Annotated in this window: 19 protein-coding genes; 12 read left to right on the forward strand and 7 right to left on the reverse strand. The window is 71.4% G+C overall.

Features of this window, described 5'->3' with window-relative positions:
• Positions 1-43: 43 nt before the first annotated feature.
• Together KIK09_RS15390 and KIK09_RS15395 are read right to left on the reverse strand one after the other, a co-directional pair.
• Complete coding sequence (locus tag KIK09_RS15390; protein WP_214319886.1) at positions 44-1,948, reverse strand: acetyl/propionyl/methylcrotonyl-CoA carboxylase subunit alpha; 1,905 nt, start codon at positions 1,946-1,948, stop codon at positions 44-46.
• A gap of 2 nt (positions 1,949-1,950) precedes the next feature.
• On the reverse strand, positions 1,951-3,501 hold the full coding sequence (locus KIK09_RS15395) for a carboxyl transferase domain-containing protein (RefSeq protein ID WP_372455673.1): 1,551 nt from the start codon (positions 3,499-3,501) through the stop codon (positions 1,951-1,953).
• 65 nt (positions 3,502-3,566) lie between these two features.
• On the opposite strand from KIK09_RS15395, the gene KIK09_RS15400 reads away from it, so the two are divergent.
• From KIK09_RS15400 to KIK09_RS15415, 4 genes are all read left to right on the forward strand, one after another.
• Positions 3,567-4,145, forward strand: coding sequence for an SACE_7040 family transcriptional regulator (locus tag KIK09_RS15400; RefSeq protein WP_214319888.1), 579 nt, complete (start codon positions 3,567-3,569; stop codon positions 4,143-4,145).
• A gap of 84 nt (positions 4,146-4,229) precedes the next feature.
• Entirely contained in the window at positions 4,230-4,808 is a 579-nt protein-coding gene (locus tag KIK09_RS15405; protein WP_214319889.1) for a PadR family transcriptional regulator, read from the forward strand.
• Positions 4,809-5,780 (forward strand): ATP-binding cassette domain-containing protein, encoded by a 972-nt coding sequence (locus KIK09_RS15410; protein ID WP_214319890.1) that lies wholly within the window; start codon positions 4,809-4,811, stop codon positions 5,778-5,780.
• On the forward strand, positions 5,753-6,637 hold the full coding sequence (locus tag KIK09_RS15415) for an ABC transporter permease (RefSeq protein ID WP_308164109.1): 885 nt from the start codon (positions 5,753-5,755) through the stop codon (positions 6,635-6,637). The genes KIK09_RS15410 and KIK09_RS15415 overlap by 28 nt, the downstream gene beginning before the upstream one ends.
• Before the next feature lie 50 nt (positions 6,638-6,687).
• Here the strand turns inward: KIK09_RS15415 and KIK09_RS15420 are convergent, their stop codons facing one another.
• Complete coding sequence (locus KIK09_RS15420; protein ID WP_214319891.1) at positions 6,688-8,046, reverse strand: hypothetical protein; 1,359 nt, start codon at positions 8,044-8,046, stop codon at positions 6,688-6,690.
• A 197-nt stretch (positions 8,047-8,243) separates the two neighbouring features.
• On the opposite strand from KIK09_RS15420, the gene KIK09_RS15425 reads away from it, so the two are divergent.
• The 4 genes from KIK09_RS15425 (at position 8,244) to KIK09_RS15440 (ending at position 13,257) form a co-directional block, all read left to right on the forward strand.
• Positions 8,244-10,463, forward strand: a complete 2,220-nt coding sequence (locus KIK09_RS15425) for a thiamine pyrophosphate-dependent enzyme (protein ID WP_214319892.1) — start codon at positions 8,244-8,246, stop codon at positions 10,461-10,463.
• Positions 10,464-10,621: 158 nt separating this feature from the next.
• Entirely contained in the window at positions 10,622-11,662 is a 1,041-nt protein-coding gene (locus tag KIK09_RS15430) for a cupin domain-containing protein (protein WP_214319893.1), read from the forward strand.
• On the forward strand, positions 11,659-12,081 hold the full coding sequence (locus tag KIK09_RS15435) for a maleylpyruvate isomerase N-terminal domain-containing protein (RefSeq protein ID WP_308164110.1): 423 nt from the start codon (positions 11,659-11,661) through the stop codon (positions 12,079-12,081). The genes KIK09_RS15430 and KIK09_RS15435 overlap by 4 nt, the downstream gene beginning before the upstream one ends.
• A 12-nt stretch (positions 12,082-12,093) precedes the next feature.
• Positions 12,094-13,257: an FAD-dependent monooxygenase gene (locus tag KIK09_RS15440; protein ID WP_308164112.1), complete on the forward strand. Its 1,164-nt coding sequence runs from the start codon at positions 12,094-12,096 to the stop codon at positions 13,255-13,257.
• Here KIK09_RS15440 and KIK09_RS15445 read toward each other — a convergent pair.
• Genes KIK09_RS15445 through KIK09_RS15455 form a run of 3 tightly spaced genes read right to left on the reverse strand, consistent with a single transcriptional unit; the run spans position 13,167 to position 15,834 of the window.
• Positions 13,167-14,588 (reverse strand): heparinase II/III domain-containing protein, encoded by a 1,422-nt coding sequence (locus tag KIK09_RS15445; RefSeq protein WP_214319895.1) that lies wholly within the window; start codon positions 14,586-14,588, stop codon positions 13,167-13,169. The two genes, KIK09_RS15440 and KIK09_RS15445, sit on opposite strands and share 91 nt — an antisense overlap.
• Positions 14,589-15,323, reverse strand: coding sequence for a hypothetical protein (locus tag KIK09_RS15450; RefSeq protein ID WP_214319896.1), 735 nt, complete (start codon positions 15,321-15,323; stop codon positions 14,589-14,591). It abuts the gene before it with no gap.
• Positions 15,316-15,834 carry an RNA polymerase sigma factor gene (locus KIK09_RS15455; RefSeq protein ID WP_214319897.1) on the reverse strand — a complete coding sequence of 173 codons (519 nt, stop codon included), beginning with the start codon at positions 15,832-15,834 and terminating at the stop codon, positions 15,316-15,318. The genes KIK09_RS15450 and KIK09_RS15455 overlap by 8 nt, the downstream gene beginning before the upstream one ends.
• Before the next feature lie 160 nt (positions 15,835-15,994).
• On the opposite strand from KIK09_RS15455, the gene KIK09_RS15460 reads away from it, so the two are divergent.
• From KIK09_RS15460 to KIK09_RS15475, 4 genes are all read left to right on the forward strand, one after another.
• Positions 15,995-17,323, forward strand: a complete 1,329-nt coding sequence (locus tag KIK09_RS15460; RefSeq protein WP_214319898.1) for an MFS transporter — start codon at positions 15,995-15,997, stop codon at positions 17,321-17,323.
• 131 nt (positions 17,324-17,454) lie between these two features.
• Positions 17,455-17,628 carry a hypothetical protein gene (locus tag KIK09_RS15465; protein WP_214319899.1) on the forward strand — a complete coding sequence of 58 codons (174 nt, stop codon included), beginning with the start codon at positions 17,455-17,457 and terminating at the stop codon, positions 17,626-17,628.
• A gap of 166 nt (positions 17,629-17,794) precedes the next feature.
• Complete coding sequence (locus KIK09_RS15470; RefSeq protein ID WP_214319900.1) at positions 17,795-18,322, forward strand: TlpA family protein disulfide reductase; 528 nt, start codon at positions 17,795-17,797, stop codon at positions 18,320-18,322.
• A complete protein-coding gene (locus KIK09_RS15475) occupies positions 18,319-20,190 on the forward strand; it encodes an ABC transporter ATP-binding protein (RefSeq protein WP_214319901.1) in 1,872 nt (623 codons plus the stop codon). The genes KIK09_RS15470 and KIK09_RS15475 overlap by 4 nt, the downstream gene beginning before the upstream one ends.
• Here the strand turns inward: KIK09_RS15475 and lepB are convergent.
• Positions 20,109-20,615 carry a signal peptidase I gene (lepB, locus tag KIK09_RS15480; RefSeq protein WP_214319902.1) on the reverse strand — a complete coding sequence of 169 codons (507 nt, stop codon included), beginning with the start codon at positions 20,613-20,615 and terminating at the stop codon, positions 20,109-20,111. The two genes, KIK09_RS15475 and lepB, sit on opposite strands and share 82 nt — an antisense overlap.
• Positions 20,616-20,672 lie beyond the last annotated feature (57 nt).

A 20,672-nucleotide genomic window follows, 5' to 3' on the forward strand; every position in this document is an offset into this window, starting at 1 on the left:
ATGACCAAGGTGCTGTGTTCATTGATGACCTCGACAAGCTCGGTCATGGCCCCTCCTCCTGGACCACGGCCAGCACGGCGTCCATGTCGACCGGCTGTCCGACCTTGACCGCAAGCTCGGTGACCACGCCGTCGCGCGGCGCGGTGATCGTGTGCTCCATCTTCATCGCCTCCACGATGAGCAGCGGCTGCCCTTCGGCCACCCGGTCGCCCTGCTGGGCCTTGACCACGAGCACGGTGCCCGGCATGGGACTGCGCACCACGCCGTCGCCTCCGCCGGCCGCGCCCGGCCTGTCACCCGGGTCGCCGATGAGGTGCCTGGTGAACGCCCAGCTCTGGCCGTCCCTCCCCAACCACAGCGTCTCGCCGTCGCGCGCCGCCGCATAGTGGGTGGTACGGCCGGCCACCGTGACCGTCACGCCTTCGGAGCTCCACGTGATCGTGGCGGGGCCGCTGTCGACCTCCGCCGAGACCTCCGGCAGGCCGCGCACCCGCACGGCGTGAACCCCGTCGCGCGACTCCAGCCGCCAGGTGGTCCAGGCGGGCTCCCCGACGCGCCAGCCGTCCGTGATCTCCCACGGGTCCGCGCCCCGCGGCACGGCGTGGAACACCAGCGCCGCGGCGGTCACGACGTCCTGCGGCGTCTCGGCGGAGCCGACCAGCTCCGGCAGGAACCGTTCCACCAGCCCGGTGTCGAGCTCGCCCGTCCGCACCGCCGGGTGCACGGCCAGCGCCCGCAGGAACGGGATGTTGGTGGTGACGCCCAGGACGACCGTCTCCCTCAGGGCCCGGTCGAGCACCCGCAGCGCGTCTCCCCGCTCGGGCGCCCATGCCACGACCTTGGACAGCATCGGGTCGAACTCGCTGCCGACCACCCCGCCCTCGGCCAGCCCCGAGTCGACCCTGACCCCGCCCGGCTCGCGCAGCAGCCGCACGCGCCCGCCCGTCGGCAGGAACCCGCGGGCGGGATCCTCGGCGTACACGCGCGCCTCGACGGCGTGGCCGCGCAGCCGTACCTCGTCCTGGCCGATCGGGAGAAGCTCGCCCGCGGCCACGCGGAGCTGGAGCTCGACCAGGTCCAGGCCGGTGACCAGCTCGGTCACCGGGTGCTCGACCTGCAGGCGGGTGTTCATCTCCATGAAGTGGTAGGAGCCCGTGGTGCCGTCGACGATGAACTCGACGGTGCCGGCGCCCACGTAGCCGACCGCGCGGGCGGCCTCCACGGCCGCCGCGCCCATCTTGGCCCGCATGTCCTCGTCGACGAACGGCGACGGGGCCTCCTCGATGATCTTCTGGTGGCGGCGCTGCAGGCTGCACTCGCGCTCCCCGAGGTGGATCACGTTGCCGTGGGTGTCGGCCATGATCTGGATCTCGATGTGGCGCGGGCTGTCGATGTACCGCTCGATCAGCAGCGTGTCGTCGCCGAAGGCGTTCAGCGCGGTCCTGCGCGCCGACTCCAGGGCGGTGGGCAGTTCGGCGGCGGAGCGGACCACGATCATGCCCTTGCCGCCGCCCCCGGCCGAGGGCTTGATGAGCGCGGGGAAGTCGCTCCACGTCTCCAGAGATTCCGCGGTGCCCGGCACCACGGGCACTCCTGCGGCCGACACGGTGGCCTTGGCGCGGATCTTGTCGCCCATCGCGTCGATGGCCTGCGCAGGGGGGCCGATGAAGACCAGGCCGGCCTCGGCGCAGAGCCTGGCGAACTCCGCGTTCTCCGCCAGGAAGCCGTATCCGGGATGGACGGCCTGCGCGCCGGAGGCCACGGCCGCCGCCACGATCGCCCCCATGTCCAGATATTTCGGGACCTGTAGTGCTTCGTCGGCGTGGCGGACGTGCAGATCGTCGGAAGAGGTGTGGACGGCGACGGACGCGATGTTCAGCGCACGAAGCGTCCTGAAGACGCGGACGGCGATCTCTCCGCGATTGGCCACGAGTACTCGGTTGAACATGATCACATCCGGAAGACGCCGTAGCCGACGGGTTCGAGAGGCGCGTTGGCCGCGGCCGACAGGGCCAGGCCGAGCACCGTGCGGGTGTCGAGCGGGTCGATGACGCCGTCGTCCCACAGCCTGGCGGTTGAGTAGTACGGGTTGCCCTGGTGCTCGTACTGGGCGCGGATCGCGTCGGCGTCGGCGGTGCCGACCGTGGTCAGGACGTTGGCCGCCTGCTCGCCACCCATGACGGAGATGCGGGCGTTCGGCCACATCCACAGGAACCTGGGCGAGTACGCCCGCCCGGACATGGCGTAGTTGCCCGCGCCGAACGACCCGCCGATCACGACGGTGAACTTGGGCACCCGGGCGCAGGAGACCGCGGTGACCATCTTGGCGCCGTGCTTGGCGATGCCGCCGGCCTCGTAGGCCTTGCCGACCATGAAGCCGCTGATGTTCTGCAGGAAGACCAGGGGGATTTTGCGCTGGTCGCACAGCTCGATGAAGTGCGCGCCCTTGAGCGCCGACTCAGCGAACAGGATCCCGTTGTTGGCGATGATCCCCACCGGATGCCCGTGGATGTGGGCGAACCCGGTCACCAGCGTCGAGCCGTACTCGGCCTTGAACTCCAGCAGCCGCGACCCGTCCACGATCCTGGCGATCACCTCGCGCACGTCGTACGGCTGGCGCGTGTCGGCGGGCACGATCCCGTACAGGTCGCGCGGGTCGAGCCGGGGCTCCTCGGGAGCGGCCCGCTCCCACGGCGTGGCCGCCCTCGGCGCCAGGGTGGAGACGATGTCGCGGACGATGGCCAGCGCGTGCGCGTCGTCCTCGGCCAGGTGGTCGGTGACGCCGCTGACCCGGGAGTGCAGGTCGCCGCCGCCCAGCTCCTCCGCCGTGACCTCCTCGCCGGTGGCCGCCTTCACCAGCGGCGGGCCGCCCAGGAAGATCGTGCCCTGGTTGCGCACGATGACCGCCTCGTCGCTCATCGCGGGCACGTACGCGCCGCCCGCCGTACAGGAGCCGAGGACGGCGGCGATCTGCGGGATGCCGCGCGCGGACATCGTGGCCTGGTTGTAGAAGATGCGGCCGAAGTGCTCGCGGTCGGGGAAGACCTCGTCCTGCTTGGGCAGGAACGCTCCACCGGAGTCAACCAGGTAGACGCAGGGCAGGCGGTTGTGCAGCGCCACCTCCTGCGCGCGCAGGTGCTTCTTGACGGTGATCGGGTAGTACGTGCCGCCCTTGACCGTGGCGTCGTTGGCCACGATCACGCACTCGCGGCCGCTGACCCGGCCGACGCCGGTGATGATCCCGGCGGCCGGCGCCTGGTCGTCGTAGAGGCCGTTGGCCGCCAGCGGCGACAGCTCGAGGAAGCGCGAGCCGGGGTCGAGCAGGCCGTCGACGCGGTCACGCGGCAGCAGCTTGCCGCGCGACACGTGGCGCTGCCGCGAGCGCTCGGGACCGCCGAGCGCGGCCACCGCCAGACGCTCGCGCAATTCGGCTGCCAGCCGCTCGTTGAGCTCGGCGTTGGTCTTGAACGCCTCGTTCCCCGTAGCGGCGGCGGACTTCATGACCGGCCAATCGCTCATGCTCGGCATGTTAGTCATCATTAACTCATTCGTCTAGAATGTGAGACGTGGCCGTACCTACCCGCAATCGCCGCGCCGAGATCCTCGACGCGGCCGCCAGGCTGTTCGCCGCTCGCGGCTTCCACGGAGTCACCATCGAGGACATCGGCGGCGCGGTCGGCGTGTCGGGTCCCGCGCTGTACCGGCACTTCAGCGGCAAGGACGCGCTGCTGGCCGAGATGCTGCTCGACATCAGCTCCCGGCTGCGCGGCTCGGCCGCGGCGGTGGTGACGACCGCGGCCACGCCCACCGAGATGCTCGACGCGCTGCTGAACGTGCAGATCACCTTCGCGATCGAGCAGCCGGCGCTGATCACCGTGCACGACAGGGAGCTGGGCAACGTGCCCGAGCAGGAGCGGCGCCAGATCAGGCGGCTGCAGCGGCTCTACGTCGAGGAATGGGTGACCGTGCTGGCCGAGCTGCACCCCGGCACGCCCGCCGCCCGCCTGCGCGCGGCCACGCACGCCGTCTTCGGGCTGCTCAACTCCACCCCGCACAGCGCGGGCGAGCTGCCCTCCCAGGCCATGCGGCCGCTGCTGCACACGATGGCGCGCGCCGCGCTCCACGCCTCAGTTAACACTCACTAACATCGCGACTTCTCGCCAGATCTGGGCCTTGTTGTGCCAACTATCTAGATATATCTTTCAGCTATCTCGATAGTTGGAGGGATCATGCACCCCTGGCACAACCCCCCGCCCGACATCGTCTTCATGACCCACCCCGACCCCCCGCCTCCGGCGCTGGGTCCCCCGCCGGGTCACCTCGTGATGCCGCCCATGCCGCCTCCCGGGCCACCCGCTCCCCCGCCTCGGGTGCGGCGCGGCGACGTACGGCTGGCGCTGCTGACCCTGCTGGGCGAGGAGCCGAAGAACGGCTACCAGATGATCCAGGAGATCGAGGCGCGCAGCCGCGGCGTGTGGCGGCCCAGCCCCGGCTCGGTCTACCCGGCGCTGCAGCAGCTCGAGGACGAGGGCATGGTCGCCGGGGACGAGGCCGGCGGCAGCCGTACCTATCGGCTGACCGAGCAGGGACGCCGGCACCTCGCCGGCCGTGACGGCGAGGTCGCGCCCTGGGACGAGGTGGCCGGATCGGTCCCCGAGGACGGGCACGAGCTGCGCATGCTGTGGAGCCAGCTCAACGAGGCGTTCGTGCACCTGACCCACACCGCCAACGAGCGCCAGCTCGCGCGCTTCAAGAAGCTGCTGAAGCAGACGCGCAAGTCCATCTTCCAGATCCTCGCGGAGGACTGAATGGATCCCGCGATATCCGTACAGGGGCTGCGCAAGAGCTACGGCAAGCTCGAGGCGGTCAAGGGCATCGGCTTCGAGGTGGCGCCCGGCGAGGTGTTCGGCTTCCTCGGGCCCAACGGCGCGGGCAAAACCACCACGATCAGCATGCTGTGCACGCTGGTCAACCCCACCGGCGGCAGCGCCACCGTGGCCGGCCACGACGTGGTGCGCCGGCGCGACGAGGTGCGCAGGAACATCGGCCTGGTCTTCCAGGACCCCACGCTCGACGGCTACCTCAGCGCCGAGCAGAACCTGCGCTTCCACGCCGAGCTGTACGGCGTGCCCAGGAGCGTGGTCGGCGACCGCATCCACCAGGTCATGGAGATGGTCGCGCTGTGGGACCGCAAGGACGCCAAGGTCATGACGTTCTCCGGCGGGATGAAGCGGCGTCTGGAGATCGCCCGCGGCCTGCTGCACTCGCCCCGGGTGCTGTTCCTGGACGAGCCCACCGTGGGACTGGACCCGCAGACCCGCTCGGCCATCTGGGGATACATCAACAAGCTGCGGCTCATGGAGGACATCACCATCTTCATGACCACGCACTACATGGACGAGGCCGAGTACTGCGACAGGATCGCGATCATCGACCACGGCGAGATCGTCGTCGTCGACTCGCCCGAGGCGCTGAAGGCCAGCGTCGGCAAGGACCGGGTGCAGATCCACACCGGCGACGACACAGCGGCGATCTCGTCGCTGCGTGAGCGGTTCAGGCTGGAGGCCGCCGTGCACGAGGGCGCGGTGACCTTCGCGGTGCCCTCGGGCGAGGAGTTCGTGCCGCGGCTGTTCGCCGAGCTGGGCATGCCGATCAAGTCGGTCAGCGTGTCTCGGCCCTCGCTCGACGACGTGTTCATGTCCTACACGGGCTCCACGATCCGCGACGCCGAGGCGGGCGCCGACAACCGGACGTGGATGCGAGCGATGGCGAGGCGATAGGGATGGCCACCGAGGCGATCAGCGTCCGCATCCCCACCCGTGGCGCGAGCCACGACCTGCGGGCCATCAAGGTCGTCCTGCACCGGGAGATGCTGCGCTTCGTCAACGACCGCACCCGGATGGCGTCCATGCTGCTGCAGCCGGTGCTGTGGCTGTTCGTCATGGGCACGGGGCTGGGGTCGCTGGTGCGCGGCTCGATCCCGGGGGTCGACTACCGCACGTTCATGTATCCCGGCATGATCTCGATGACCGTGATCATGACCGGCATGTTCTCGGCCGGCTCCATCGTGTGGGACCGCGAGTTCGGCTTCCTGCGCGAGATGCTGGTCGCGCCCGTCGCCCGCGGGGCGATCGTGGTGGGCAAGTGCCTCGGCGGGGCGCTCGTGGCCACCGCCCAGGGCGTCATCATCCTGGCCATGGCCGGGCTGGTAGGCGTGCCGTACTCCCCTGCCCTCATCGTGACGCTGCTGGCGGAGATGTTCCTGGCGGCGTTCACCGTCACGGCGTTCGGGGTGATGCTGGCGGCGCGGATGAAGAACATGCAGACGTTCTTCGGGCTGATGCAGATGGCCATCATGCCGATGATGTTCCTGTCGGGGGCGATGTTCCCGCTGGCCAACCTGCCGTCGTGGCTGCACGTGCTGACGACCGTCAACCCGATGACGTACGCGGTGGACCCAATGCGGGAGGCGGTCTTCGCCCACCTCGACGTCCCACCCCAGGTCAACGCGGTCCTCAACCCCGGAGTCCACTGGTTCGACTTCCACGTCCCCGTCCCCCTGGAACTCGGCCTCGTAGCGACCCTGGGACTCCTCCTCCTCGGCATCGGCATCGCCCAGTTCCGCCGCGCCGAGTAGGCGGAAGGCCCGGGACTCGCGTCCCGGGCCTTCGCGTTGTGCTGCGGGTGTCAGCGCTTGACGCGGACGTAGTCCAGGCGGCTGGTGTCGCCGTAGAAGTCGGCGTCACCCCTGAAGACCATCTTCCAGGTGCCGGACTTCCAGGCCTTGGCCTTGGTGTAGATCTTGCCGCTGCCGGTCGACCACACCGTCTTGACGTACTGCCAGTGCGAGGAGCCCTTGGGCTTGAAGTACAGCCGCACCTTGGCGCCGTACCCCTCCCAGGTGCCCGCGTCGTCGATCTGCAGCTTGCCCTTGAAGCGCAGGTAGTGTCCGCGCTTGGCAGGCTCGGGATAGGCGTCGAACTTGATCAACCGGCTGTCCGACTTTGCCGCCGGGGGCGGGGTCGGCTGGTTGACCGTGACCCAGTCGGCGTCGCTGACCGAGCCGTTGACGCCGTCGTCACCGCGGAAGACGGCACGCCACCAGCCCGACTCGACCGCCGTGGCGGCGGCACGGAAGCGGCCGTCGCGTCCGGTCACGTCGCTGGTCACGTACTCCCACCGGTCCGAGCCGCCGGACCTGAAGAAGATCGAGACCCGCTCGCCCGGCAGCGGGTCCCAGCCCGACGCCTGCAGGACCCCGGTGAAGTTGAGCCTGTCGCCCTTGTTCACCGGCTCCGGGTAGGCGTCGAAGCCGACGATCCGGCTGTCGCGGTTGCGGAACTTGACGTCGACGCGGTCGGTGTCGCTGACCGAGGAGCGGGCGAACTTGTTGCCCGCGAACTCGGCCCGCCACCACCCGGTGGAATCGGCGCGCACCTTGGTGGAGAACCAGCCACTGCCACGTGTCGTGGTCGTGGTGACATGACGGAACGCGTCCGTCCCCTTCTCACGGAAGGTGATGGTCACGTTCTGCCCGCCGTACCCCTGGCCGTTGGCGAGCAAGCGGCCGGAGACCCGGATGAGGTCGCCCTTGCTGACCAGGTCGGGGTTGGCGTCGAAGTCGACGATCTTCGTGTCGAGGGCCTTGCGGACCTCGAACGTGCCGCGGGCCGAGCTCTCGTCCTTGTCGCCGTGGGCGATGACCAGGAAGCTCCACTTTCCTGCGTCCTTGGCCTCGAAGGATCTGGTGCCCGTCCACTTCGTCTCGGTGCCGTGCGGCGACGGCGTCAGCGTGACGGGGGTGCCGACGCTGACATCGCCGGGGGCTTTGAGCTGCAGCTCGGCCTTTCCGGCGCCCTTGGTGGTGAAGGAGAAGGTCGCCGTCACGGGATTGTCGAAGACGACGATCGGGGGACTTGGGCTGATGCCCACGTCCGAGATTCCGGGGGCTTTCGCCCCCGTCGCTGCCGAGGCTGCGGGTGCCAGGGCGAGTGCCCCGGCGCCCACGGCGAGCGCGACGGCAGCAACACGGATGCGTTGCAACATGCGGGTTCCTTTCTGGACCCCAACGGTTGAAACGCGGCATTGAGGGTGCCACGCGTATCTCTCAAGTAGACGTTCAGACAGCCCCAAAAGTTGGTAATTCTGACAATCTGTTATTAATCCGGGTCAATCGGACCGGTCCATAACATGTCACCTCCGACGGGGAGACGCGGGCGCCACCTGGGAGACATAATCGGCCTGTGGCGCGCGACACTGTTGAGACTCATTTCACCCAGGCGGTTGCGACGCTGAAGGCGGGCGTACCGCGAGATCCCGCCCGACCCGTCCGCGACGGGACGACCCTGACGGGCGAGCAGTGCCTGCGCCTGTACCGGCGTCAGCTCGACAGCAGGCTCCTGGACATCGCGGCCCGCTGGCTGCGCGAGCAGGACGAGGGCTTTTACACGATCGGCTCGGCCGGCCACGAGGGCAACGCGGCCGTGGCCGCGGCGCTGCGGCCGCAGGACCCCGCCCTGCTGCACTACCGCTCGGGCGCGTTCTACCTGACGCGTTCCGAGCAGGCGGGGCGGCTTCCGGAGCAGGGCATCCGCGACGTGCTGATGGGGCTGACCGCCTCGGCGGAGGAGCCCATCGCGGGCGGCAGGCACAAGGTTTTCGGACATCCCGATCTGGCGATCATCCCGCAGACCTCGACCATCGCCAGCCACCTGCCGCGGGCCGTGGGCGTCGCGTTCGCCATCGAACGCGCCCACGCGCTGGAGGCGACGTCGGCCTGGCCGCACGACGCGATCACGGTGTGCAGCTTCGGCGACGCCTCGCTCAACCACGCCAGCGCCCTGTCGGGGTTCAACACCGCGGCCTACGCCACCTACCAGGGGCAGTCGCTGCCGATCCTGTTCGTGTGCGAGGACAACGGCATCGGCATCAGCGTCCGCACCCCCAAGGGGTGGGTGGAGGCGGCCGCGCGGCGGCCCGGCATCGAGTACTTCGCGGCCGACGGCTGCGACCTGGCCGACGCCTACGACGCGGCCCGCAGGGCCGCCGAGTACGTGCGCACCCACCGCTCCCCCGCGTTCCTGCACCTCAGCACGGTCCGCCTGATGGGACACGCGGGCTCGGACGTGGAGAGCGCCTACCGCACGCAGCGGGAGATCAAGTCCGACCTCGAGCGCGACCCGCTGGTCACGACCGCGCGGCTGCTGGTCGAGGCCGGGCTGCTGACCGCCGAGCAACTGCTCAAGGACTACGAGTCGGCCCGCGAGCACATCCTGCGCATCGCGCTGGAGACCACGCGCAGCCCGCGGCTGGAGTCGGCCGAGGAGGTCATGGCGACGATCGCGCCGCGCCGCGCCGACATGATCGCCAAGATCAGCCCGGTCGCCGCCGAGACCTCGGTCAGGGAGAAGGCCTTCAACGGCACGCTGCCCGAGACGGAGAAGCCGCTGACGCTGTCGCAGGCCATCAACCGGACGCTCGCCGACGCGCTGGCGGTCTACCCGGAGATGATGGTCTTCGGCGAGGACGTGGCCAAGAAGGGCGGCGTCTACGGCGTCACCCGCGGCCTGCAGAAGCGCTTCGGCCCCGGCCGGGTCTTCGACACGCTGCTCGACGAGCAGGCGGTGCTCGGGCTCGCGCTCGGCGCCGGGGTGTCGCAGATGCTGCCGGTGCCCGAGATCCAGTACCTGGCCTACCTGCACAACGCGCTGGACCAGATCCGCGGCGAGGCGGCCACGCTGTCGTTCTTCTCCCAGGGGTCCTACCGCAACCCGCTGGTCGTGCGGGTCGCCGGATACGCCTACCAGAAGGGATTCGGCGGGCACTTCCACAACGACAACGCCATCGGCGCGCTGCGCGACATCCCCGGCCTGGTCATCGCCTCGCCCTCGCGTCCCGACGACGCCGCCGCCATGCTGCGCACGTGCCTGGCCGCCGCGCGCACGGAGGGCTCGGTCTGCGTCTACCTCGAGCCGATCGCGCTCTACCACACGCGCGACCTGTTCGACGAGGGCGACGGCGGCTGGCTCTCGGCGTACGCGCCGCCGTCGCGCTGGGCCGAGACGCACGTGCCGATCGGGCGGGCGCGCTCCTACGGCGACGGCCGCGACCTGACGATCGTCACCTACGGCAACGGGCTGCGGATGTCGCTGCGCGCGGCCGTCCGGCTCACACAGGAGGGGTTCAGCTGCCGGGTGCTCGACCTGCGCTGGCTGGCGCCGCTGCCGGTCGAGGACCTGCTGCGCGCGGCGGAACTCACCGGCAAGGTCCTCATCGCCGACGAGACCCGCCACACGGGGAGCATCTCCGAGGCACTCATCGCTGCTCTCGTGGACGCGGGCTTCACCGGGCAGGTGGCCCGGGTGACCTCTTCCGACAGCTTCATCCCGCTCGGCGACGCGGCCAACCTCGTGCTGCTGTCGGAGGAGGAGATCGAGGAGGCCGCCCGCAAACTCCTCGTCTGACGTACGGCAGGCCACCCCACCGCCAGTCACCGCACTTCGGCCGGGCCCCGTCCAGGGAGACGCTCCTCCGGCGGTGGTGGCCTCCCGCCGTCACGACGTCACGTGCCCCGGGCACGCGAGTAGTGCGCCGTGCGGAAACGTTGCCTAGCGTGATCTCCATGACGCCAGAGGAGAGGCTGTACGCGGATTTCGGGGCGGAGCACCTGATGCCGCTCTGGACGCAGGTGGGCGACCTGATGCCGGTCCATCCCAAACCCAGGGCCGTGCCGCACGTATGGGAGTGGAAGAGGCTCCACCCGCTGGCCGAGCGGGCCGGGGAGCTGGTCCCGGTGGGCCGGGGCGGTGAGCGGCGCGCAATCGCGCTGGCGAACCCGGGGCTGGGCGGCCTGCCGTACGCGACGCCGACGTTGTGGGCGGCGATCCAGTACCTGGGGCCGCGCGAGGTCGCGCCCGAGCACCGCCACACGCAGAACGCCTTCCGCTTCGTGGTCGAGGGCGAGGGCGTGTGGACCGTGGTGAACGGGGACCCGGTGGCGATGCGCCGCGGCGATTTCCTGCTCACGCCCGGCTGGCACTTCCACGGCCACCACAACACCACCGACCGGCCGATGGCGTGGATCGACGGGCTGGACATCCCGCTGGTGCACCACACGGACACGTCGTTCTTCGAGTTCGGCCCCGACCAGGTGACCGACACCTCGACGCCCGGCATCTCCCGGTCCGAGCGACTCTGGGCGCACCCTGGCCTGCGGCCCCTGTCGGCACTGAGGAGTACGGCGAGCTCTCCGATCGCCGCCTACCGCTGGGAGCACACCGACCGGGCCCTCGACGCCCAGCTCGAACTGGAGGACGAGGGCCACCCCGGCGTCGTCGAACCCGGTCACGCCGCGGTCAGGTACACCAACCCCACCACCGGCGGCGACGTCATGCCGACGATCAGGGCCGAGTTCCACCGGCTGCGCCCGGGCGCGAGGACGGCCGCGCGCAGGGAGGTCGGGTCGAGCGTCTACCAGGTCTTCGACGGCACGGGCTCGGTCACGCTCGACGGCGTGGAGCGGCGGCTGACCAAGGGGGACCTGGTGGTGGTGCCGTCGTGGTGCGCGTGGTCGTTCCGTGCGGAGACCGCCTTCGACCTGTTCCGCTTCGCCGACACGCCCGTCTTCGAGGGCCTGCACCAGTACAGGGAGGAGCTCGCGTGACGCACCTGCCGCTCATGGAGGCGGGCACCGCCTACTTCGCGGACCGCCTGCGCGGTGCCGACCTGACGGGGACGTCCGGCCTGCCCGGCTGGACGCGGGCGCACGTGGTGGCGCACGTGGCGTGCAACGCGCGGGCCATCGGCCGGCTGGCGCACTGGGCGCGCACCGGCGTGGAGACCCCGATGTACGCCTCCAAGCAGGCCCGCGACGCGGAGATCGAAGCCATGGCCGGGCAGCAGGGCCTGCCCGAGCTCGCCGAGCGGACCGCGCGCGAGCTCAGTGACGCCCTGGGCGAGCTGACCGGCCCGCAGTGGCAGGGCGTCGAGGTGCGCGGCGCCGCGGCCGAGCTGGCCGCGTGGGTGACGGGCCGCGCCCCGGCCCCGCGGCCGGACGCGCCGCGACCGGCCCGCTGGCTCTAGAGAGGAGTGTCCGTGAGCGAGGTACTGGTCGCCGGCGGCGGCATTGGCGGGCTGGCGGCCGCCTTCACACAGGCCAGGGCGGGACACCGGGTCCGGCTGCTCGAGCGGGCCCAGGAGTTCGGCGAGGTGGGCGCCGGCCTGCAGCTCGGCCCGAACGCCACCCGGCTGCTGGCCGGCTGGGGACTGCTCGACCGCGTGATCGCCGCGGGGGTGCTGCCCGAGCGGCTGGTCTTCCGCGACGCCCTCACCGGCGAGGAGCTCACCGACCTGCCCCTGGGCGAGGACTTCCAGGACAGGTACGGCGCGCCGTACGTCGTGGTGCACCGCAGCGACCTGCACGGCATCCTGCTCGAGGCGTGCCGGGCGGCGGGCGTGGACCTGGTGCGCGGGACCGGCGTTGAACGCGTGGAGACCCGCGGGGAGCGGGCGACGGCCTACTGCGCGGGCGGCGCGGTCCACGACGGCGACGTGGTGATTGCGGCGGACGGGCTCCAGTCGGGCCTGCGCGGGCAGCTCGTCGCCGACGAGCCACTCGATTCCGGATTTATCGCCCACCGGGGCACATGTCCGCTGCCGGATGATTTCGACACCACCGAGGTCGTGGCCTGGTTCGGCCCGGACTGCCATTTCGTGCAGTACGCGCTGCGCGGTGGCAAGCTGCTGAACCAGGTGGCCGTCTTCCGCCGCGGCCGCGACCTCGACTCGGCCTACGAGGGCTGCTGCGAGCAGGTCCAGAAGGGCCTGCCGTACCTGTGGCGCGACCGCAACTGGCCGATGCTCGACAGGGAGCCGGCGCGGACCTGGGTGCGGGGCAGGCTGGCGCTGCTCGGCGACGCCGCGCACCCGATGCTGCAGTATCTGGCCCAGGGCGCCTGCCAGGCGCTGGAGGACGCGCACGAGCTGGCCGCGCAGGCCGCGGGAGGCGACTGGGACCGGGCGCTCGCCGCCTACCAGGAGATCAGGGCGCCGCGCACGGCCAGGGTGCAGGCGACGGCCCGGCTGTGGGGCGATATCTGGCACGTCGACGGCGTCGGCAGGATCCTGCGCAACGAGCTGTTCCAGACGCGTGACAGGTCCTCCTACGTCTACACCGACTGGCTGTACGGCGAGACCACGGTGACCACGCGCTCGGCCGCGGCCGACTCGACGGCGACCGCCTCGGCGGTCCGCAGGTAACCGGTGGACACCTCGGCCGGCCGTACCGTCAGCGGGCCCGTCGTGGTGAGCCGCACGCGGAAGTCGCCGTCGCCCAGCACGACCTCGCCTTCGTCCCGGCTGATCAGGCGCAGCGACGGGTCGAAGTGCCAGCGCGCGCTGAGGCTCGACCCGGCGGGCACGGTGTCGACGACGCGCAGGCCGTCCGCGACGGTGACCTCGCGGGTGCGGCGCACGCCGTAGGCGTCGTCGGCCAGCACGTAGGAGTGTCCGGACGCGGACAGCAGGCGCGTCGCGGTGCCGGGCCGGAAGGTGGCCTCGGCCACGATCGGGACGTTGTGCGCCTCGGGGCCGCGGGTCCACAGCGTGTACGGCGTGCGCTCGTAGGAGTGGAACCCGGTCTCGATCAGGATCGGGCGACCGCCGGCGAAGTAGGTGACGCCGAGGTGGTCCTCGTGGCCGTGCAGGCGGCGGCCGGGGCCGAAGCGGATGGAGTAGTAGGCGGACTCCGTCCGGCCGAAGACGTATCCGGCGTCGAAGACCTTCACCTCGCCGTCGCGGGCGAAGGCGGGGGGACGGACGTCGGCGGGGCTGTCGCCGATGGGCACGAGGCGGCCGTCGGGCTGGGTGGCGTGCGCGATGTACGACTCGAGCGCCGTGCGCCTGGCCACGAGCGTGGCGGGCACCCTGGCGCCGCTCTCCTCGATGGCCCGCAGCGCCACGCCCAAGCGGCGGTGCACGTACAGGCCGTACCGGGGTGCCTGCTCGTGCAGAGCGCCCTGCTCGTCCACAGCCAGCATCGCGGAGGCGACCATGCGGCGCACGGCCAGGTCGCGCCAGCGGGTCCTGCCCAGCCGGGTGCCGACCACGAGCAGCGCGATGTCCTGGTCGAGCCCGTGGTTGTGGCCTTTGCGGTAGAGGGCCGGGTCGGCGAGCAGCTCGCCGTGCTCGGCCAGGCTCGCGGTCAGCCGTTGGCTGCGCACGTGCGCGCTGAGGCAGACCAGGACGGGCGCGCGCAGGGCCACGGCGTGCTCGGCCCACGCCCATCCGCTGGTGCCGCGCGGGTTGCTCCTCATCCAGTCGTCGATCAGCGCGGCGGCCCTGTCGAGGTGGGCGCGTTCGCCGGTCCGCTCGAAGCTGGAGACCAGGCGGCCCGCCCAGCGCAGCGCGTGCAGGTTGAGCCCCCACGACCGGTTGCCGTGCGGGTCGGCCCGCCAGTCGACCTCCTCGCCCAGGTCCACGGGCGGCAGACCGGAGAAGCGGACACGGCCGCGCATCACCTCGTCCACCTCGACGGCGGGAAAATGGGCAGCAAGACAGATCGCCCGGCCTTCCCGGGCACGCCGGAACATCTACCGCGGTCCCCGGTCCGTGAATCCGGCTTCGACGACCACCTCGGTCACGCGGCCGTCGGTGGCCGACAGGACCTGCGAGGAATCCGGGTCGATGATCAGGGTCCGGTCCCCGTAGGCGAAGGCGTCGCCGGTCCTGCCGCGCGGATCGGTGCGCGGCCCGAGATAGCGGACGCTGGGCAGGTCGGCGAGCACCCGGTAGGCGGCCGCCCTGACCTTCGGCGGGGACGGCTTGCTCCACAGCAGCCCGGCCACCGCGTCCGCCTTCACCTCGTCCCTCGCGCCGGGCGGGAGCACCCCCGTCACCCAGCGTTCGAGCGCGGCCTCGTCGGTGGGCAGGCGCTGGATCTCCTCGAAGGTGAGCGCCCTGCCCGCCGTGCTGAAGGGCACCGCGACCGGCACGGCGTCCCTCCACGCGCGGCCGTCGGTGGAGACCCAGAGGGTGCTGACCTTGCCGCCGATCTCGCGCTCGACGTGCCAGTACGGCCCGCGCGACGGCGGGCTCGAGGCCGCCGAGGTGGCCGCCGCGAGCAGGATGTCCCTGCCGTCGGGCGCGCCTCCTGGGAGCACGGCGATGACCGCCGCCGCCGTGGCCGTCGCCAGCGCGCCCGCGCTCCAGGCGAACCTGCGCCGCCTGCGCCGCCGGGAATCCAGGCGCCTGCGGACCCGCTCCTTCAGCCACGGGTCGAGGGGCGGCTCGCCGTACAGGTCGCGGACCAGGTCCAGCTCATCCATGGTCGGCCTCCTCCAGGACGAGCGCGCCGAGGGCGCCGCGCAGCTTCCTGCGCGCCCTGCTGAGCCGCGAGCCGACCGTGCCGTACGGGATGCCGAGCGCGGCGGCCACCTCCTCGTGGCTGAGCCCTGCCAGTGCGACGAGCCCGACCACGTCGCGGTCGCGCCGGTCCAGCGCGGCAAGTGCCCGCGCCAGCTCGGGACGCAGGCTCTGCGCGCTGACGCGTGCCGCCACCCTGTCCTCGTGCCCTGGCGCGTCGCCCTCCGGTCCGTACCGTCCGAGTGCCGCGAGCGCGCGGGCCTCCTGCCTGCGGTGCTTGCCGATCAGGTTGGTGGCGATGCCGTACAGCCAGGCCCTGGCCGTCGCGCGGGCCGGGTCGAACTTGGCGCGCTTGCGGAAGGCGACCAGGAAGGTGTCGGAGACGACGTCCTCGGCGGCGTCGGGGCCGAGCCGGTGGGCGACGTACTTGTGGATCTCACTGAAGTGGGCGTCGAACACCTCCTCGAAATCCATGGGCGATCCCTCCGGGTCGATCAAGCGGTCATCTCTTATCCCCCGATCGGCGGGATCGCTTTCATTCGCCCTCTATGACGCCGCCTGTGGTGGACGGGTTCGCGCCGGTGCGGGCACCTTTCGACCGGGGTCGAAACGACTCGCGCCTAGCGTGCGAAGCATGGTGCCTGTTACTCAGACCTCGGGGGTGCGGCGGCGGGTCGTGCTGGCGGCGACGAGCATGGGGCTGGCGGTCGTCCAGCTCGACGTGAGCGTGGTCAACGTCGCGATCAAGCCCATCGGCGCGTCCCTCGGCGGAGGCGTCGCGGCGCTGCAGTGGGTGGTGGACGCCTACACGCTGGCCTTCGCCGCGCTCATCCTCACGGCGGGTTCCCTGGGCGACCGTTTCGGCGCCAAGCGCGTGTTCGTCACCGGTTTCGCCGTCTTCACGCTCGCCTCCGTGGCCTGTGCCCTGGCCCCGGACGTCACCGTGCTGATCGCCGCCCGCGCGCTTCAGGGGGTCGGTGCCGCCGCGCTCGCCTCGTGCTCCCTGAGCCTGCTCACGCACGCCTACCGCGACCCGGCGGCGCGCGCCCGCGCGGTCGCTCTCTGGGCCGCGGGCGCCAGCACGGCCCTGGCCGCGGGTCCGGTCGCCGGGGGCGCGCTGATCGCCACGCTGGGCTGGCCGTCGATCTTCCTCATCAACCTGCCCATCGGCGTGGCCGGCATCTCCCTGACCCTGCGCTATGCCACGGATGCGCCTGGTGGTCGTGCGGCGCTGGATCCGTGGGGGCAGGTCACCGCGGGGGTGGCGTTGACGGCCATGGCGGGGGCCACGATCGAGGCGGGGGCGCGCGGCCTGGCCGATCCGCTCGTGCTCGGCGGTTTCGCCGTCGCCGTCGTGGCGGGAATCCTCTTCGTGATCGTCGAGCGCGGGAGCGCGCACCCGATGCTGCCGCTGCGCCTGTTCGCCGTGCCGGGGTTCGCGATGCCGGTCGCCATCGGCCTGCTCGTCAACGTCGCCTTCTACGGCCTGATCTTCGTCTTCAGCCTGTACTTCCAGCAGGAGCAGCGCCTGTCGCCGCTCGAGACCGGCCTGATGTTCACCCCGATGCTGGGCGCGATCGTGGCCGCCAACGTCACGGCCGCCCGCCTGACCAGGCGCGTCGCCCCTCGTCCGCTGATCGTCACCGGGGCGCTCCTGCTGGCCGCCGCCTGCCTGGCGATGCTCCCTCTCGCCGGGCCCGCCGTACTGGCCGCCGCGTTCGCCGTGGAAGGGTTCGGTTTGGGCCTGCTCGTGCCCGTCATCACGGCGACCCTCATGGGCAGCGTGAGCCGTACCCGCTCCGGTGTGGCCGCCGGCACGCTCAACGCCTCCCGCCAGACCGGTAGCCTTCTGGGGGTGGCCGCCTTCGGCTCCCTGGCTGCCCTCGGCGACGGCCTGCGAGAAGCGCTCCTGATCTCCGCCCTCCTGGCGATCTTGGCGGCCGTTCTCGGTACGCGATCATGAATCGACCACCCCTGTCAAGATCATGAACCGCCGAACGTGACTCCACCGTGTCGGCCAATCTCACCATTAACAAGGTGATCTTGTCTCTGTGACTGTGGGCGCGTAAAGATCCACCCCCCAAGGAGGTCGCCATGATCCGCGCACTCAACAAGCTGGGAGACCGCCTCCTCGACAAGCTCCTGCCCTCGGCCGATGCCTCGGCCGCGTGCTGGACCGACTGGTGCTGCCAGGGCAAGTTCTGCCGGACCTGCTGCTACCACGACTCCACCGGCACCGTCAGCTGCGGCAGCTTCAACTACTGCTGACGCTTCCGATCCTGTGACAGCCACGCGGTACGGCGCGCGTAGCCGAGGCCGTACTGCGGGCGATCCCCTGGACGGTGCGGACCGGCCTGCCAACGGCCCGCACCGTCCTGGCGGGTTACGACGCCCCGCGTCACCCGCCGAGCCGCGTCGACCTTAAGGAGCCCGCATGCCGTATGTCATCGCCGCCGTCATCGTCATCGGATTGCTGTGCGTGGTGGATCTGGTGCTGACCCTGGCGGTGATCCGCCGGCTGCGCGAGCACACGCAGCGGCTGGCGGAGGTGGGGCCGATGCGTTCCCCGCTGGTTCAGCCGGGGACGACGCTCGGCGACTTCAGCGCGACCACCGTTGACGGCGAGACCGTGTCGCGCGCGTTCTTCTCCGGGCCCAGCGTGGTGGCGGTGTTCTCCACCGAGTGCGCGTCCTGCCACGAGCGGCTGCCCGAGTTCACGTCCTATCTGGCCGATGCCCGTCCTGAGCGCGTGCTCGCCGTGGTCACCGGCGACGCCGAGGAGGCCCGGCGGTTCACCTCCGAGCTGACCTCCGCCACCGTCGTGGTCGAGCCGATGGGCGGCCCGGTGAGCAGGGCGCTGCAGGTCTCCAGGTTCCCCAGCTTCTACCTGGTCGACGGTGACGCGGTGGTCATGGCGGCCGACACCGCCCCCGGCAGCCTCCCGGCGGTCTCCCTCCGATGATCTCCTCCGCCGGGCCACGGCGGTTGCGCGCGGCCGCGGCGCTGGCCTGGCGGGCGCACCCGGCCGCCGTGGTGGGATCCGGTATCACGGTGCTGCTCATGGGCCTGGTCCCGGTCGTCGCCGCGTGGCTGACCAAGCTCGTCCTCGACGGCCTGGCCGCCGGGCAACGCCCCGCCGAGCTGCTGCCGCAGGGCGTGGCGCTCGGAGTGACCGGCCTGGCGGGCGCGGCCCTTCCCTCGGTCGCGGAGTACGCCCAGGAGCAGCTGCGCCGCGCGCTCCAGTTGCTGATCCAGGATCGGCTGTTCACCGCCGTCAACGCCCACCCCGGGCTGAGCCGTTTCGAGAACCCCGCCTTCCACGACCGGGTACGGCTGGCGCAGGAGGCCGGGCAGAACGCGCCGCAGCGGATCGTCCGCTCCGGCCTGGGAATCGGCCAGGGGGCCGTCACCCTGGCCGGCTTCACGGCGGCGCTGGCCGTACTGGCTCCGGGAATGATCCTCGTCGTGGCGCTGTCCGCGATCCCCTCGGTCCGGGCCCAGCTCGACCTGAGCCGGCGCCGCGCCGGGATGATGTGGGGCGTCAGCTCGAGGACCCGGCGGCAGATCTTCTTCGCCAACCTGCTCACCAGCCCCGACGCGGCCAAGGAGATCCGGCTGTTCGGCCTGGGCGACTTCCTGCGCGCCAGGATGCTGGGCGAGCTGCGCGAGGTCAACGACGCCGAGCAGGCACTCGCCCGCAGGACGCTGCGCACCCAGGGTTCGCTGTCGCTGGTCGGAGCGGTCGTCGCCGCGCTCGGCCTGCTCTGGGCGATCATCAGCGCCGCGTCGGGCACGCTGAGCGTCGGCGACGTGGCCGTGTTCGTGGCCGCGGTGGCCGGGGTCCAGTCCGCGCTCACGTCGATCGTCGGGCAGTCGGCCGACGCACACAACGCGCTGCTGATGTTCGACCACTACCGCGACGTCGTCGCCGAGACGCCCGACCTGCCCGTCCCGCGGCAGCCGAGCCCCGTCCCCGCGCTGCGCGAGGGCATCGAGCTGCGCGACGTGTGGTTCCGCTACGACTCCGCGCATCCGTGGGTGCTGAGCGGGGTCGACCTCCTCATCCCCCGTGGCTCCTCCCTCGCCCTGGTCGGGCTGAACGGCGTGGGCAAGAGCACCCTGGTCAAGCTGATCTGCCGGTTGTACGACCCGGTACGCGGCTCCATCCACTGGGACGGCGTCGACCTGCGGGACATGGACCCCGCCGAGCTGCGCGATCGCATCGGCGCGGTCTTCCAGGACTACATGTCCTACGACCTGACCGCGGCCGAGAACATCGGCCTCGGCGACGTCGCGGCCATCGGCTCCCGTGACCGGGTAGAGGCCGCCGCCGGCCTGGCCGGCATCCACGAGACGGTCGCCGGACTGCCACGGGGCTACGACACGCTGCTGAGCCGCATCTTCTTCGGCGACAGGGACGACCCCCAGGCGGGCGTGGTGCTCTCCGGCGGCCAGTGGCAGCGCCTCGCCCTGGCCCGCGCCCTGATGCGCCAAGGACGCGACCTGCTGGTGCTCGACGAGCCGAGCTCCGGCCTGGACGCGCAGGCGGAGCACGCCATTCACCAGAGCCTGCGCCACCACCGGGCGGGCCGTACCAGCCTGCTCATCTCACACCGGCTCGGCGCGGTACGGGAGGCGGACGTGATCGTCGTCCTCGCCGAGGGCCGGATCGTGGAACGCGGCTCGCACACGGAACTGATGTCCCTCGACGGGGAGTACGCGAAGCTCTTCACCCTCCAGGCCCAGGGCTACTCGCCGGCCTTCCCGGAGTCGCGGGAGGGGGCGAGCGCCCGAACGACGACGCCCAGCACCCGGTCGAAGGGCACGTAACCCCACGCCCGCGAATCCTCACTCACCGGCCCGTCACCGAGCACCACCAGCCGCCCCGCAGGAACCGCGTCGCCCGCCGACGCCCCCACCCGGGCCACGACCTGCTCAGGCACCGGATCCCCCGGCACGGCCACCGCCCGCTTGATGAACCACATCGCGGCCCCCGGCTCAGGCAACGCCCCCGTGCGCCACACTCCCCCAGGCAGCGCGGTCTGCAACACCACCACCTGCCCCCGCCGAACCCCCGCCCCCGAGGTCCTCCGGACGAGCACCCGATCCCCGGTCCGGTAGGTCGGCAACATGCTCGCCCCGGAGATCCGCACCACCACGAACCGCCGCCGCGCAACTCCCAAACCCACGGCCAGAGCCACGACCGAACCCAGCAGAATCACGAGCCGCCACACAACCCCTCCAAAGTCGATCACCCACGCCGACCCTAGCGATCAACCCCCTCTTCGAACAGCAGACCGCTAAGGTGACGC

This window comes from Nonomuraea sediminis (assembly GCF_018531495.1).
GTDB classification, from domain to species: domain Bacteria; phylum Actinomycetota; class Actinomycetes; order Streptosporangiales; family Streptosporangiaceae; genus Nonomuraea; species Nonomuraea sediminis.

What these genes read in the sequence shown, in the direction of transcription:
- KIK09_RS15390 (WP_214319886.1), bottom strand. Translation starts at nt 1,948, where the DNA reads ATGTTCAACCGAGTACTCGTGGCCAATCGCGGAGAGATCGCCGTCCGC.
- KIK09_RS15395 (WP_372455673.1), bottom strand. Translation starts at nt 3,501, where the DNA reads ATGAAGTCCGCCGCCGCTACGGGGAACGAGGCGTTCAAGACCAACGCC.
- KIK09_RS15405 (WP_214319889.1), top strand. Translation starts at nt 4,230, where the DNA reads ATGCACCCCTGGCACAACCCCCCGCCCGACATCGTCTTCATGACCCAC.
- KIK09_RS15410 (WP_214319890.1), top strand. Translation starts at nt 4,809, where the DNA reads ATGGATCCCGCGATATCCGTACAGGGGCTGCGCAAGAGCTACGGCAAG.
- KIK09_RS15420 (WP_214319891.1), bottom strand. Translation starts at nt 8,046, where the DNA reads ATGTTGCAACGCATCCGTGTTGCTGCCGTCGCGCTCGCCGTGGGCGCC.
- KIK09_RS15430 (WP_214319893.1), top strand. Translation starts at nt 10,622, where the DNA reads ATGACGCCAGAGGAGAGGCTGTACGCGGATTTCGGGGCGGAGCACCTG.
- KIK09_RS15445 (WP_214319895.1), bottom strand. Translation starts at nt 14,588, where the DNA reads ATGTTCCGGCGTGCCCGGGAAGGCCGGGCGATCTGTCTTGCTGCCCAT.
- KIK09_RS15450 (WP_214319896.1), bottom strand. Translation starts at nt 15,323, where the DNA reads ATGGATGAGCTGGACCTGGTCCGCGACCTGTACGGCGAGCCGCCCCTC.
- KIK09_RS15455 (WP_214319897.1), bottom strand. Translation starts at nt 15,834, where the DNA reads ATGGATTTCGAGGAGGTGTTCGACGCCCACTTCAGTGAGATCCACAAG.
- KIK09_RS15460 (WP_214319898.1), top strand. Translation starts at nt 15,995, where the DNA reads ATGGTGCCTGTTACTCAGACCTCGGGGGTGCGGCGGCGGGTCGTGCTG.
- KIK09_RS15465 (WP_214319899.1), top strand. Translation starts at nt 17,455, where the DNA reads ATGATCCGCGCACTCAACAAGCTGGGAGACCGCCTCCTCGACAAGCTC.
- KIK09_RS15470 (WP_214319900.1), top strand. Translation starts at nt 17,795, where the DNA reads ATGCCGTATGTCATCGCCGCCGTCATCGTCATCGGATTGCTGTGCGTG.
- KIK09_RS15475 (WP_214319901.1), top strand. Translation starts at nt 18,319, where the DNA reads ATGATCTCCTCCGCCGGGCCACGGCGGTTGCGCGCGGCCGCGGCGCTG.